At 58.4% G+C, this 12,788-nt stretch carries 10 protein-coding genes; 4 read left to right on the top strand and 6 right to left on the bottom strand.

Annotated features, from left to right (window positions below; translation table 11 throughout):
* Positions 1–91 precede the first annotated feature (91 nt).
* Both pyrF and yciH read left to right on the top strand, forming a co-directional pair.
* Entirely contained in the window at positions 92–799 is a 708-nt protein-coding gene (pyrF, locus tag OXR61_RS00980; RefSeq protein WP_021505950.1) for an orotidine-5'-phosphate decarboxylase, read from the top strand.
* Positions 799–1,122: a stress response translation initiation inhibitor YciH gene (gene yciH / locus OXR61_RS00985; protein ID WP_021505951.1), complete on the top strand. Its 324-nt coding sequence runs from the start codon at positions 799–801 to the stop codon at positions 1,120–1,122. The genes pyrF and yciH overlap by 1 nt, the downstream gene beginning before the upstream one ends.
* A gap of 69 nt (positions 1,123–1,191) precedes the next feature.
* Here the strand turns inward: yciH and osmB are convergent, their stop codons facing one another.
* Positions 1,192–1,407, bottom strand: a complete 216-nt coding sequence (gene osmB / locus OXR61_RS00990; RefSeq protein ID WP_031279061.1) for an osmotically-inducible lipoprotein OsmB — start codon at positions 1,405–1,407, stop codon at positions 1,192–1,194.
* Positions 1,408–1,790: 383 nt separating this feature from the next.
* Here osmB and araD point away from each other — a divergent pair, with 383 nt between their 5' ends.
* Both araD and OXR61_RS01000 read left to right on the top strand, forming a co-directional pair.
* The gene (gene araD / locus OXR61_RS00995) at positions 1,791–2,489 is read left to right on the top strand and encodes an L-ribulose-5-phosphate 4-epimerase (protein ID WP_021505953.1); all 699 of its coding nucleotides are present in this window, start codon (positions 1,791–1,793) and stop codon (positions 2,487–2,489) included.
* 292 nt (positions 2,490–2,781) lie between these two features.
* Positions 2,782–3,648 carry a crotonase/enoyl-CoA hydratase family protein gene (locus OXR61_RS01000; protein WP_021505954.1) on the top strand — a complete coding sequence of 289 codons (867 nt, stop codon included), beginning with the start codon at positions 2,782–2,784 and terminating at the stop codon, positions 3,646–3,648.
* Positions 3,649–3,663: 15 nt separating this feature from the next.
* Here the strand turns inward: OXR61_RS01000 and pdeR are convergent, their stop codons facing one another.
* From pdeR to OXR61_RS01025, 5 genes are all read right to left on the bottom strand, one after another.
* Positions 3,664–5,649 carry a cyclic di-GMP phosphodiesterase gene (gene pdeR / locus OXR61_RS01005; RefSeq protein ID WP_021505955.1) on the bottom strand — a complete coding sequence of 662 codons (1,986 nt, stop codon included), beginning with the start codon at positions 5,647–5,649 and terminating at the stop codon, positions 3,664–3,666.
* A gap of 153 nt (positions 5,650–5,802) precedes the next feature.
* Complete coding sequence (locus OXR61_RS01010; protein WP_021505956.1) at positions 5,803–6,099, bottom strand: CstA-like transporter-associated (seleno)protein; 297 nt, start codon at positions 6,097–6,099, stop codon at positions 5,803–5,805.
* Entirely contained in the window at positions 6,092–8,158 is a 2,067-nt protein-coding gene (locus OXR61_RS01015; protein WP_021505957.1) for a carbon starvation CstA family protein, read from the bottom strand. Before OXR61_RS01015 ends, OXR61_RS01010 begins: the two co-directional genes overlap by 8 nt.
* Before the next feature lie 184 nt (positions 8,159–8,342).
* The gene (locus OXR61_RS01020) at positions 8,343–10,277 is read right to left on the bottom strand and encodes an exoribonuclease II (protein ID WP_021505958.1); all 1,935 of its coding nucleotides are present in this window, start codon (positions 10,275–10,277) and stop codon (positions 8,343–8,345) included.
* Positions 10,278–10,403: 126 nt separating this feature from the next.
* Positions 10,404–12,713 (bottom strand): FdhF/YdeP family oxidoreductase, encoded by a 2,310-nt coding sequence (locus tag OXR61_RS01025; RefSeq protein ID WP_021505959.1) that lies wholly within the window; start codon positions 12,711–12,713, stop codon positions 10,404–10,406.
* Positions 12,714–12,788 lie beyond the last annotated feature (75 nt).

The following is a 12,788-nucleotide window of genomic DNA, read 5'->3' on the forward strand; positions in this document are numbered from 1 at the left end:
CCGTCGCAACGTTGTCGTGGCCGGGTTGCACGGGTAGAATGCTTGCCGTTTGTCCATCGCGCCTGCGGGTGCCAGCCTCTGAGGAAACGTTATGCCTGTTACTCACTCACCGATTCTGGTGGCACTCGACTATCATGATCTCAATAGCGCACTGCAGTTCGTTGACCGTATCGATCCGGGCCAGTGCCGTCTGAAAGTGGGTAAAGAGATGTTTACCCTGTTTGGACCGTCGCTGGTGAAGACGTTGCAGGCGCGCGGTTTCGAGGTATTCCTCGATCTCAAATTTCATGACATCCCGAACACGACGGCACATGCGGTCGCGGCGGCAGCGGATCTCGGCGTGTGGATGGTCAACGTGCATGCCAGCGGCGGGGCGCGGATGATGAATGCGGCGCGCGAAGCGCTGCTGCCGTTTGGCAGTGATGCGCCCTTGCTGATTGCGGTAACGGTGCTGACCAGCATGGACGAAGACGATCTCAAAGGCCTTGGCATCACCCTATCGCCGGCGCAGCAGGCTGAGCGTCTGGCACGGCTGACGCGCGAATGTGGCCTTGATGGTGTGGTGTGCTCGGCGCAGGAAGCCGCGCACTTCAAACAGGTTATCGGGCAGGATTTCGCGCTGGTCACGCCGGGTATTCGCCCGGCGGGGAGCGAGGCCGGCGATCAGCGTCGTATCATGACGCCGCAGCAGGCACAACAGGCCGGCGTGGATTACATGGTGATTGGGCGACCGATCACCCAATCTGCCGATCCGGCGCAGACGCTGCAGCAAATCCTGCACAGTTTACAGGAGGGCTAATGGCTCAGGACAATCCGCTGGTTTACTCCACCGAAACCGGCCGTATTACACATAGCGAAGAGAAACCGCAGCGACCGAAAGGCGATGGCATCGTGCGCATTCAGCGCCAGACCAGCGGGCGTAAAGGTAAAGGCGTGTGCCTGATCACCGGCATCGATCTCGATGATGACGCGCTGGCAAAGCTGGCGGCCGAGCTTAAGAAGAAGTGCGGCTGCGGCGGGGCGCTGAAAGAGGGCGTGATTGAGATTCAGGGCGATAAGCGCGATTTGCTTAAAACGCTGCTGGAAGCCAAAGGCATGAAGGTTAAGCTGGCGGGCGGTTAATGAAAGCGGGCCACACAAGGTGGCCCGATGTAACGTAGATGCGCTGCGTAGCCTGCTACAATATTATTATTAATCAACCTGATGGCCAATAATGCCGCCCACCGCAGCGCCACCGACGGTACCCAGCGCGCTGCCGTTGGTGAGCACCGATCCACCAATAGCACCGGCACCGGCGCCAATCGCCGTGTTGCGGTCACGTTTTGACCAGTTGGAACAGCCGCTCAGGGCCACCACTAACGTCGTTGCCAGCACGGCAACCGTCACGCGTTTCATTGTTGTAGTCATGGACATCTCCTTGATGGTTTGCTCAGAGGCAACTCGTTAAGTATAGATGTTACGCCCTGAAGTTGTTCGCCCGATGCACTCAGGCGGTGCTTTTCCTTCAGCCTGCACGCTGGCGCGCAGCCCTTAGCGCGCGTTGTTCACGCTGCTGGCAAAGACCATTTTGGTACCGCCGCAGGCTTGAGATAATTCTAGGCGTAAGCGGATGTGTATGCAGAAAGAAAACTCTGAAATCCTGACGTGGTGTCCGCATCCGGATCCCGTATCAAACCCCACACTTTGCCCGCTTTAGCCACTTTCCGCTGCTAATCCAGCCATTCCCTCCATAACGTTTTTACCGGTGGCTCCGCACAATTCAGTGATGACTGTATGGCGGAGAAAACACAATGCTGGAAGCGCTGAAACAGCAGGTTCTGGAGGCCAATCTCGACCTGCCGCGTTACAACCTGGTGACCTTTACGTGGGGCAATGTCAGCGCGGTAGACCGCGAGCGCGGGCTGCTGGTGATCAAACCCTCGGGCGTTAAATATGAGCAGATGCAGCGCGACGACATGGTGGTGGTCGAACTGGAAAGCGGCAATGTCGTGGAGGGCCAGTTGCGGCCATCCTCTGATACCGCGACACACCGCGCACTGTATCTGGCGTGGCCGGAGATTGGCGGCATCGTGCACACCCATTCGCGCCACGCCACCATCTGGGCGCAGGCGGGCAGGGACATCCCGGCATGGGGCACCACCCACGCTGACGATTTCTATGGCACCATTCCCTGCACTCGCGCGATGCAACGGGCAGAGATTGAGCAGGAATATGAATGGCACACCGGCCAGGTCATCATTGAAACCTTTGCGCAGCGCGGCATTGAGCCCGGCGCGATTCCTGCTGCGCTGGTGAACTCCCACGGGCCGTTTGCCTGGGGGAAAGATGCACATAGCGCGGTGCACAGTGCGGTGGTACTGGAAGAGGTGGCCTACATGGCGCTGCACACCGAGCAGCTGCGTGCCGAGCTGCCGCCTATCGCCCAGACCCTGCTTGACCTGCACTATCTGCGCAAGCACGGGAAGAACGCCTGGTACGGGCAAGGCTGAGCGCGTGATGTTTTCTCAAGGCACCGGCGGGTGCCTTTTTTATTTAAGGGGATTGCGTGCCCGGACGAGACGGGGCTGTTGATGCTGTCGTTTATTCACCATGCGTTAAGCGTTTTTATGCGCTTGCCGGCTGTTGCGCCGTCATTAAGTAAGCCCGCTAATCTTTCCTCAGGCAGGGGCTCGGGGATCTCTCTGGATTTTACGTTATAAATCAAACTCTCATTTGGTCTGGCCTCACTCTGCATTACGCTGATGTGGCGTTTAACGCATCACATAAATAGAGGATGAGACGATGACAGTAATTAACCAACCAACCTGCCGCCTGTTTACCGAAGTCGGCCAAACCACACAGCTCGCCGCCTATTATGAGGAAGGTCGACACACCATGTGGATGATGCTGCGCGCTCAGCCGCGCCCCAGTTTCAACCACGAATTAATTGAGGAGATCATGAACCTGAGCTACGCCGCTCAGCGTTCCGGTCTGCCGATTGATTTCTGGGTGACCGGATCGCTGGTGCCGCAGATGTTTAACGCCGGGGGCGATTTGCGTTTCTTTGTCGAATGCATTCGCAACAACCGGCGTGAAGCACTGCGCGCCTACGCCCGCGCCTGTGTTGACTGCATCCATTCGGCGGCCCGCGGGTTTGACACCGGCGCAGTGACGCTGGCGATGATTGAGGGCAGTGCCTTGGGCGGCGGTTTTGAAGCGGCGCTGGCGCACCACTTCATTCTGGCGCAGAACAGTGCGCGTATGGGCTTCCCGGAAATTGCCTTCAACCTGTTCCCCGGCATGGGCGGCTACTCACTGGTGGCCCGCCGCTCCGGGATGAAGCTGGCCGAAGAGCTGATCTGTGAAGGGGAGTCGCACAGCGCAGAGTGGTATGAAACCCGTGGTCTGGTCGACAAAGTGTTCCAGCCTGGTGACAGCTACCGCACCACGCGCACCTTTATCGATACGCTGCGGCCAAAACTGAATGGAGTCCGTGCCATGCTGAAAGCGCGACAGCGCGTGCTGCAGCTGTCACGGGCAGAACTGATGGATATCACTGAGGATTGGGTCGACTATGCTTTCACGCTGGAACCGAAAGATATTGCCTACATGGAACGTCTGGTACAGCTGCAAAATCGTCACAGCGCATCACTGCGTAAAGCCGGTTAGCAGTACGCTAAGACGTTAAACGCGGGCAGGATGCTTAGCCAGCCAATGCCCGAGCTGCTCTGCGGGCATTGGTTTCGCATAATAATAACCCTGACGCCCATCGACACCGTTGGTCAGCACAAACTTCTCTTCGGCTTTGGTTTCGATGCCTTCGGCAATGACCTGTAAATCCAGGGCTTTCGCCACGGCAACGATCGCGCGCACCAGCGACTGCGCTACCGGTTGCTTGTTAATATTGCGCACAAAACTTTGATCCAGCTTAATCGCATCGATCGGCACGCGCGCCAGCTGGGAGAGCGAGGAGTAGCCCGTGCCGAAATCATCCAGATGCACCTGTGCGCCTAACTCCTGAAACTGTTTCATCAGCTTCAGCGCACCGGCCTCGTTCTCGATCAGGCAGCTTTCCGTCAGCTCGATGTCTATCGGGCACTCACTGATGCCCGCTTCGCTCAGCGCCTGTTTCAGGTCGCTGTAGATGCTCTGGTCGATCAGCTGCTTGGCGGAAACGTTCACTGCGACACGCAGGTAAATGCCTTCGCTGCGCCATTTTACGATTTGCTGCAACACGTTCAGCATTACCCAGCGCCCGAGCGGCACAATCAGTCCGGACTCTTCCGCGTAAGAGATGAAATCGCCAGGCGGCACCAGGCCGCGTTCAGGTGAATTCCAGCGCACCAGCGCCTCGGCACTGCGCACTTCACCGTCGCGATCGATCTTCGGCTGATAGTGCACCACCAGATGATCCTGCTCCAGCGCTTTGCGCAGATTGGTATCCAGCCACAGATATTCAAATACGCGCTGGTTCATCTCGCTGGCGAACACGCAGAATTTGCCGCGCCCGTTCTCTTTAGCGTGGTACATCGCGGTATCGGCGTTACGAATCAGACTTTCGCGATCTTCACCATGCAGCGGGGCGAGGGCGATACCAATCGAGCAGCCGCTGTAGACTTCGATCAGCCCGATACGGAACGGCTGACGCAGCCGCTCCAGAATGCGTGAGGCCATCGCCTCCAGCGCCGCCTGACTGGTGTGCTCAGCCAGCACCACAAATTCATCACCGCCGAGACGTGCCAGCGTCTGATCCTTGCCGAGACAGCTGAGGATCGCCAGCGACACCGCCTGCAGCAGCTGGTCGCCAAACATATGGCCGTAGGCATCGTTTACCTTTTTAAAATTGTCGAGATCGAGGTAAACCACGCCGGTCTGGCTGCCGTTAGCCAGCTCCAGTGCCAGGCTAATTTGCTGATGGATAGCGTTGCGATTCGGCAGGCCGGTCACCGTGTCGGTGTTGGCCATAACGCGTAAGCGCTCCTGCGCCCGACGCTCTTCTGTGATGTCGGTTCCGGAACAGATGAGGAAAATTTCATTTTTTCCGCTACCGCTGTGGACGAACTTATTACGAAACAGAAACAGTCGCTGACCTTTTCGGGTTTTAACCCAGCGCTCCACTTCGTAGGAGTTACCGTCGCGAAAGAAGCCGGCGATATTGCGGCGCGACGCCTGCGCTTCCTGTTTGGTCATAAACAGCTGAAACACATTGCGGCCAATTACTTCCTGCTCTTTCAGGCCGGTGTACTCTTCGCTCAGGCGGTTAAAACGCTGAATGTTGCCGCGCTGATCGAGGATGACGATCACTGAATTCGCTTCAGACACCACCTGTTCGGCGAAGGAGAGGCCAAGGGTTAAATCGCGCGCCACCGACGAGGTATCGCCCCAGGCGGATGCAGTGCCGGCCCAGGTGGATTGATTCACTTTACGGCCGACAAAGTGCATCGGCACTGGCGAGCCGTGCAGTGAAAGGGTCAGGTTAATGCTGGAGGTAATTACCGTCATGGCACGCAGCAGACTGGCCTGAGCCGGCGTCAGGGGCACCGCCATATTGGTATTGGCATTTTCATCTTCGGCAAAATGCAGCGCATCGCTATCTGAAGTTAAACGCCAATGAGGGCTGGTTGTGCCAAACAAGGTATATAGCAACGTTTGCCCTTGTTCATCGGTCATGGAAACTTCCTCCGGAGGAATGCGCAGCAGGGGTATCTCATTATTTTAGCAACAGTATTCAACCTCCTGCGCCAGCACAAGATGCAAACTGAATATATTTTTGTTTTTATTAAAGAATGGCACGAAAAAGCCCCGGATTCCGGGGCTGAAAGGTTAGCACGGGCACTTGCCGAGTTTGCCCGCCTGGCTGGGAAAACGCGCCTCCAGGCAGTAACGATGGAAGGCGCGCTCATCCATAGGGGGCTGTTCCGGATGTTTTTCGCGCATATGCTTCAGATAAGTTTGATAGTCGTGCACGCCCACCATTAACCGGAAGCTCTGCTGTAATCCCTGCCACAGACGCTGCCAGCGTGAGCACGGCGCGGCAGGGGCGCGGGCAGCGAGCGGTAAGCACTGCTGAATTTGCCAGCCCGCGTGCGGCTTTTTCCAGCGTAAAATGGCCTCAGACATTTCGCACCTCCTGACGGAGTGACACATCCGACTCATGGGTGGTCGGCACTGCACTGCGCAGCGCGCGCCGGATCACGAAGAACGCCGCAATCAGCATGGTTACCGCGACCAGCATGAAAAAGCCGCACAGCGCCGCGTTGATCTGGTTGCTGAACACGATGGTTTGCATGTCGGCAACGGTTTTCGCCGGTGCGATAATCACGCCCTCATCGAGACCTTTACGGAACTTACTGGCCTGCGCGAGGAAACCAATTGACGGTTTTTCATGGAAAATTTTCTGCCAGCCGGCGGTCATGGAGGTGATAAACAGCCAGGCGGTCGGCACAATCGTCACCCAGGCGTAACGCTGCTTTTTCATTTTGAACAACACCACGGTACCGAGAATCAGCGCCATCGACGCCAGCATCTGGTTACCGATGCCGAACAGCGGCCACAGGGTGTTGATGCCGCCGAGCGGATCGACCACGCCCTGATACACGAAGAAACCCCAGCCGGCCACCGCCACGGTGGTACCGGCCATGTTTCCGAGCCACGAGCGATTGTTAGCCAGCGAAGGCACCACGGTCCCGACCAGATCCTGCACCATAAAACGGCAGGCGCGGGTACCGGCATCAACGGCGGTGAGGATAAACAGCGCCTCAAACAGAATGGCGAAGTGATACCAGAACGCCATCATCGCGCGGCTGTTAAACACCTCGGTGATGATATGCGCCATCCCGACGGCAAACGTCGGAGCGCCACCGGCGCGGGAGAGAATGGTGCTTTCGCCCACTTCGCCGGCGATACCGCTCAGCATCTCCGGCGTCACCACAAAGCCCCAGCCGTTAATTACCTGAGACGCGTTCTCCACCGTGGTGCCAATCAGCGCCGCCGGTGAGTTCATAGCAAAGTAGACGCCTGGATCGAGCACCGAGGCACAAATCAGCGCCATGATCGCCACAAAGGACTCCATTAGCATGGCGCCATAGCCGATGAAGCGAATATGGCTTTCGCGCTCCACCAGTTTTGGCGTCGTACCGCTCGACACCAGCGCGTGGAAGCCGGAGATCGCGCCGCAGGCAATGGTGATAAACAGGAACGGGAACAGCGCGCCGGAGAACACCGGCCCCGTGCCGTCGATAAAGCGCGTCACCGCCGGCATCTTCAGTTCCGGCATGGCGAACAGAATGCCCACCGCCAGCCCGATGATCACGCCGATTTTCAGGAAGGTGGAGAGGTAATCACGCGGCGCCAGCAGCAGCCACACCGGCAGCGACGAGGCAACAAAACCGTAGATCACCAGCACCCACGTCAGCTCGGTGCCTTTCAGGGTAAAAATCGGTCCCCAGTACGGATCGGCCGCCACGTCACCGCCGTAAATGATCGCCGCCATCATCAGCACAAAGCCGATGATCGACACTTCGGCGATTTTACCCGGACGCAGAAAGCGCATGTACACGCCCATGAACAGAGCAATCGGAATGGTGGCGGCGATGGTAAACAGCCCCCACGGACTGTTAGCCAGCGCTTTCACCACCACCAGCGCCAGCGCGGAGAGAATAATGATCATCACACCGAGCGCACCGAGCATGGTGACCACGCCGGCGAACGAGCCCAGTTCCTGGCGCGCCATCTCACCCAGCGAACGACCGTCGCGGCGCGTGGAGATAAACAGCACCAGAAAATCCTGCACCGCGCCGGCCAGCATCACGCCGACCAGAATCCAGATGGTGCCGGGCAGAAAACCCATCTGCGCCGCCAGGATCGGCCCGACCAGCGGACCGGCACCGGCGATGGCGGCAAAGTGGTGGCCAAACAGCACCCATTTGTTGGTAGGAACATAGTCCAGCCCGTCATTGAAGCGCTCTGCCGGCGTGCGGCGCCGGTCGTCCAGCTCAAAAATGCGCCTGGCGATAAACAGGCTGTAGAAGCGATACGCGATGCTATAGCAGGCGACGGAGGCTATCACCAGCCAGACGGCATTAACGTGCTCGCCGCGACTGAGCGCCAGCATGGCGAACGCAGCCGCACCAATTAACGCCACCGCTAACCAGATCAATCCGGTTCTGACGTTGTTCATGAGTTAACTCCTTGTAGGGACCGGGAAAAAGGCGATCGGAATACAACAAGTTAAAAGTAATGTAATGAATTGTTAACGACAGTGGATTGGATCAGAAGTGTGAAGCGGGAAACAAATTTAACAACTGCGCAGGCGGGTGGGGAAAAATGCGGGATAACGGATGTTATCCCGCACGATTTCATGCTCAGGCGGCCGGACGGGCCACCACGCTGCGTGTTTCCATGCGCACTTCGGCGATGGTCACATCAATCACATCGGTCACGCGGTAGGCCACTTCACCTTTGATCTGCACGGTGCCGCTCTCCTGCGAGCACACCAGTTCGTCACGTACGGCGTGAATGAACGGGGCAGGGATAAAGGCGACCGCACCGTTCTCCAGCAGGCGCACGCGCATGCCGCCGCGCGAAACGTCGATGATCTCCGCGCTGAATTTGCGGTCAGTGCCGGCAAACGGCGCGAGGAAGCGCGCATACAGCCAGTCACCGACATCGCGCTCGGCCATGCGGTTGAGACGGCGACGCTCACTCATGATCAGGGTCACGTCATCCTGTGGCCGCGCAATGCTTTCGCCGCGCACGATAGCCTTCAGCAGACGATGGTTGATCATGTCGCCGAATTTACGAATCGGTGACGTCCAGGTCGCGTAGGCGTCGAGGCCGAGGCCAAAGTGCGGGCCCGGTTCGGTGCTGATTTCGGCGAAACTCTGGAAACGACGAATGCGGCTGTCGAGATACTGGGTTGGCTGCGCATCAAGCTGACGACGCAGCTGACGGAAGCCTTCCAGCGTAGTAATCGCCTGCGGATCAACCGTGATACCGTGACCAGCCAGCACGCCAGCCGCCTGTTCCGCGTTCGCCTGGTCGAAACCGGTGTGCAGGTTGTAGATACCGAAGCCAAGCTTCTCCTGCAGCACTTTAGCGGCGCAGACGTTAGCGAGGATCATCGCTTCTTCCACGATGCGGTTAGCGATGCGGCGCGGTTCCGCAATAATATCCAGCACTTCGCCTTTCACACCCAGCACAAAGCGGTAGTCAGGGCGATCTTTAAACACCAGCGCGTGCGTCTGACGCCACTCGCCGCGCGCCAGGCACAGGCGATGCAGCAGGCGAATCTGCTGCGCGATGGTGTCATTTTCCGGCTGCCAGCTGCCGCTGTTCTCCAGCCAGTCCGACACTTCGTCGTACACCAGCTTGGCTTTGGATTCGATCCACGCGGCAAAGAAGTGGGCATCGTCAGCCAGGCTGCCATCCGGCAGCACAGTGACGCGACACACCAGCGCCGGACGCCTGACGTTAGGGCGCAGCGAGCAGACATCATCTGACAGTTCGCGCGGCAGCATCGGGATGTTAAAGCCCGGCAGATAGTTGGTGAAGGCGCGTCTGGAGGCCAGCTGGTCAAGTTCGCTGCCGGCGGCAACGTAAGCGGTCGGGTCGGCAATGGCGATGGTCAGCGCCAGCTTGCCTTCTGCCAGCTCTTCAACATACAGCGCATCGTCCATATCTTCGGTGCTGGCGCTATCGATGGTGACAAAGTTCAGCGCGGTGAGATCTTCACGCTGCAGCTGTTCGTCCAGCATCTCGCCGAAGCCGACTTCCGGCGCTTCACGCTCCAGATTGTGGCGCGACAGCGTGACCCACCACGGCGCGAGGTGATCGTCCGCGGTGACAACAAATTCGGTCAGTTCGGCATAGAAACCGCGATCGCCTTTCAGCGGATGGCGGCGCATCTCTGCCACGGCCCAGTCACCGTTCTGGAAATCGTGGGTCAGGCCACGCACCGCACGGCACTGAATCGCGTCTTTCAGCAGCGGATGATCCGGCACGATAGACAGGCGGTCATCTTTTTTCTGCACGCGGCCGACAAAGCGCGTCAGGAACGGCTCAATCAGGGTTTCCGGCTCCGCGCTCTCGCGGTCTTTATCAGTGTGGATCACGGCGGAAATGCGGTCGCCGTGCATCACTTTCTTCATCTGCGGAGGAGGAATGAAGTAGCTTTTCTGAGCGTCAACTTCGAGGAAGCCAAAGCCTTTTTCCGTGCCTTTCACAACACCTTCGGCGCGCGGGGTCTGCGCGTGAAGCTTCTCTTTCAGCTGCGCGAGCAGCGGGTTATCCTGGAACATAATATATTTAGTTTCGTGGCCTAAGAGCGGTGGACAGTTTTACGCGAATCAGGTCCGCGCGGCAAGGCTAAAACAGGCGAAAAAGCCGCTTTACGCGGCTTTTTACTTTCTGGTAACGCACAGAACTCAGGCGATACGCTGGGTGGGCGCGGCGGCGGTCAGCGCCAGCTTCACCGGTACCGATTTGGAGGTGGGCGTGCCGCTGCCGTCACCGTAGCTGGAGAGCGGTACCAGCGGATTGGTCTCCGGATAGTAGGCGGCAAGGTTACCGCGCGGAATATTATACGGCACCAGCTTAAAGCCGCTGACGCGACGCGTCAGACCGTCATTCCACAGGGTTTCAATGTCAACCAGCTGCCCTTCGCTGAAACCGAGCGACGCCATGTCGTCCGGGTGGATAAACACCACTTCACGCTGACCGTACACGCCGCGATAGCGGTCATCCAGGCCATAAATGGTGGTGTTGTACTGGTCATGCGAGCGCAGCGTCTGCAACGTGAACGGCACTTCAACGTCATTGCCCAGCTGCGGGAACAGCGAGGTCGGCAGTGCCGCCGCGCTGAATTCTGCCTGACGCGATGGCGTATTGAAACGCAGTTCTGCGGCAGCGTTACCGAGGTAAAAGCCGCCGGGAATATCACACTGACGGTTAAAATCAGCGAAGCCGGGGATGGTCGCCGCAATGTGATCGCGAATGACGTTGTAATCAGCGGCCATGCCGAGCCAGTCGATGTGGTCGCTGCCCAGCGTCGCGTGCGCGATACCGGCCACAATGGCTGTTTCCGAACGCTGCGTTTCCGCCAGCGGAATGCCGACACCTTCTGAGGCATGCACCATGCTGAACGAATCTTCCACGGTGATGAACTGGTTGCCGCTGGCCTGGCGATCGCGCTCGGTACGGCCCAGCGTCGGCAGAATCAGGCCTTCGTGGCCCGGTACCAGATGGCTGCGGTTCAGCTTGGTGCTGATATGCACCGTCAGGTCACAGTGCTGCAGCGCTTCTTCGGTAACCGGTGAGTCCGGCGCCGCCGCGGCAAGGTTACCGCCCAGCGCAATCAGCACTTTGACCTCATCACGCAGCATGGCGTTGAGCGCTTCAACCGTGTTATGACCGTGTTCGCGCGGCGGTTCAAAAGCAAAATGTGCCCCCAGCGCATCGAGGAACGCTTTCGACGGTTTCTCGTCGATGCCCATGGTGCGGTTACCCTGCACGTTACTGTGGCCGCGCACCGGGCACAGGCCCGCGCCTTGTTTGCCGAGCTGGCCAAACAGCAGCTGCAGGTTAACGATTTCCCGTACCGTATCGACCGAGTGTTTGTGCTGAGTAATGCCCATCGCCCAGGTGATGATCACCCGTTCGGCGCTCTGGTAAATGGCGGCGGCTTCGCGAATCTGCGCTTCACTCAGGCCCGACTGCTGCACAATCTGCTCCCAGCGGGTCTCGTCCACAGCCGCCAGATACTGCTCAACGCCCTGGGTGTTGGCGTCAATAAAGGCCTGATCGAAAATGCCTTTTTCACCGGTGGCCAGCCGTTTACGCTGCTCTTCCAGTAGCGCTTTAACCATGCCGCGCACCGCCGCCATATCGCCGCCGAGGTTGGGCTGATAATAGGCAGAACTGATGTTGCCGGCCATCGACGTCACCACTTCCAGCGGCTTCTGCGGATCGGCAAAACGTTCCAGGCCGCGCTCACGCAGGGTATTAAAGGTCACGATTCTGGCGCCGTGATCGGCAGCGTGACGCAGGCTGTGCAGCATGCGCGGATGGTTGGTGCCGGGGTTCTGGCCAAAGACAAAAATCGCATCAGCGTGGTCGAAATCATCCAGGCGAATGGTGCCTTTACCGACGCCAATACTGCGTTTCAGTCCGGTGCCGCTGGCTTCGTGGCACATGTTGGAGCAGTCAGGGAAATTGTTGGTACCCAGCACGCGGCCAAACAGCTGGTACAGCCACGAGGCTTCATTGCTGGCGCGACCGGAGGTGTACAGCTCCAGCTGGTCCGGATGATCCATTGCCTGCAAATGCTGCGCGATCAGCGCAAAGGCGTCATCCCAGCTAATCGGCTCATAGTGATCGGTCGCGCTGTTGTAGCGCATCGGGTGGGTCAGGCGGCCCTGATACTCAAGGAAATAGTCGCTCTGCTGATACAGGGTGCTGACGCTGTGCTGGGCAAAAAATTCTGGCTCGACGACGCGGCGTGTCGCTTCCCAGGTCACGGCTTTCGCGCCGTTTTCGCAGAAGCTGAAGGTGCTCTTGTTATCATCGCCCCAGGCACAGCCCGGGCAGTCAAAGCCGCGCGCTTTGTTCATGCGCATCAGGTTACGCATGTTTTTCAGGGCGGCTTTACTGTCAAGGACAAAACGGGTGGTGGCTTCCAGCGAGCCCCAGCCGCCCGCAGCGGCGCGATAGGGCTGAATCTTACGTTTAAATTTCATGATAGTCGCAGGCTTATTGTTTATGAATTGTTATCAGAATATGACTTCTGTTGGTGAGAAGTGTGCGACTGACGC

The sequence above is a fragment of the Pantoea sp. GM_Pan_4 genome (genome assembly GCF_026541005.1).
GTDB classification, from domain to species: domain Bacteria; phylum Pseudomonadota; class Gammaproteobacteria; order Enterobacterales; family Enterobacteriaceae; genus Pantoea; species Pantoea dispersa.

What these genes read in the sequence shown, in the direction of transcription:
- pyrF (WP_021505950.1), top strand. Translation starts at nt 92, where the DNA reads ATGCCTGTTACTCACTCACCGATTCTGGTGGCACTCGACTATCATGAT.
- yciH (WP_021505951.1), top strand. Translation starts at nt 799, where the DNA reads ATGGCTCAGGACAATCCGCTGGTTTACTCCACCGAAACCGGCCGTATT.
- osmB (WP_031279061.1), bottom strand. Translation starts at nt 1,407, where the DNA reads ATGACTACAACAATGAAACGCGTGACGGTTGCCGTGCTGGCAACGACG.
- araD (WP_021505953.1), top strand. Translation starts at nt 1,791, where the DNA reads ATGCTGGAAGCGCTGAAACAGCAGGTTCTGGAGGCCAATCTCGACCTG.
- OXR61_RS01000 (WP_021505954.1), top strand. Translation starts at nt 2,782, where the DNA reads ATGACAGTAATTAACCAACCAACCTGCCGCCTGTTTACCGAAGTCGGC.
- pdeR (WP_021505955.1), bottom strand. Translation starts at nt 5,649, where the DNA reads ATGACCGATGAACAAGGGCAAACGTTGCTATATACCTTGTTTGGCACA.
- OXR61_RS01010 (WP_021505956.1), bottom strand. Translation starts at nt 6,099, where the DNA reads ATGTCTGAGGCCATTTTACGCTGGAAAAAGCCGCACGCGGGCTGGCAA.
- OXR61_RS01015 (WP_021505957.1), bottom strand. Translation starts at nt 8,158, where the DNA reads ATGAACAACGTCAGAACCGGATTGATCTGGTTAGCGGTGGCGTTAATT.
- OXR61_RS01020 (WP_021505958.1), bottom strand. Translation starts at nt 10,277, where the DNA reads ATGTTCCAGGATAACCCGCTGCTCGCGCAGCTGAAAGAGAAGCTTCAC.
- OXR61_RS01025 (WP_021505959.1), bottom strand. Translation starts at nt 12,713, where the DNA reads ATGAAATTTAAACGTAAGATTCAGCCCTATCGCGCCGCTGCGGGCGGC.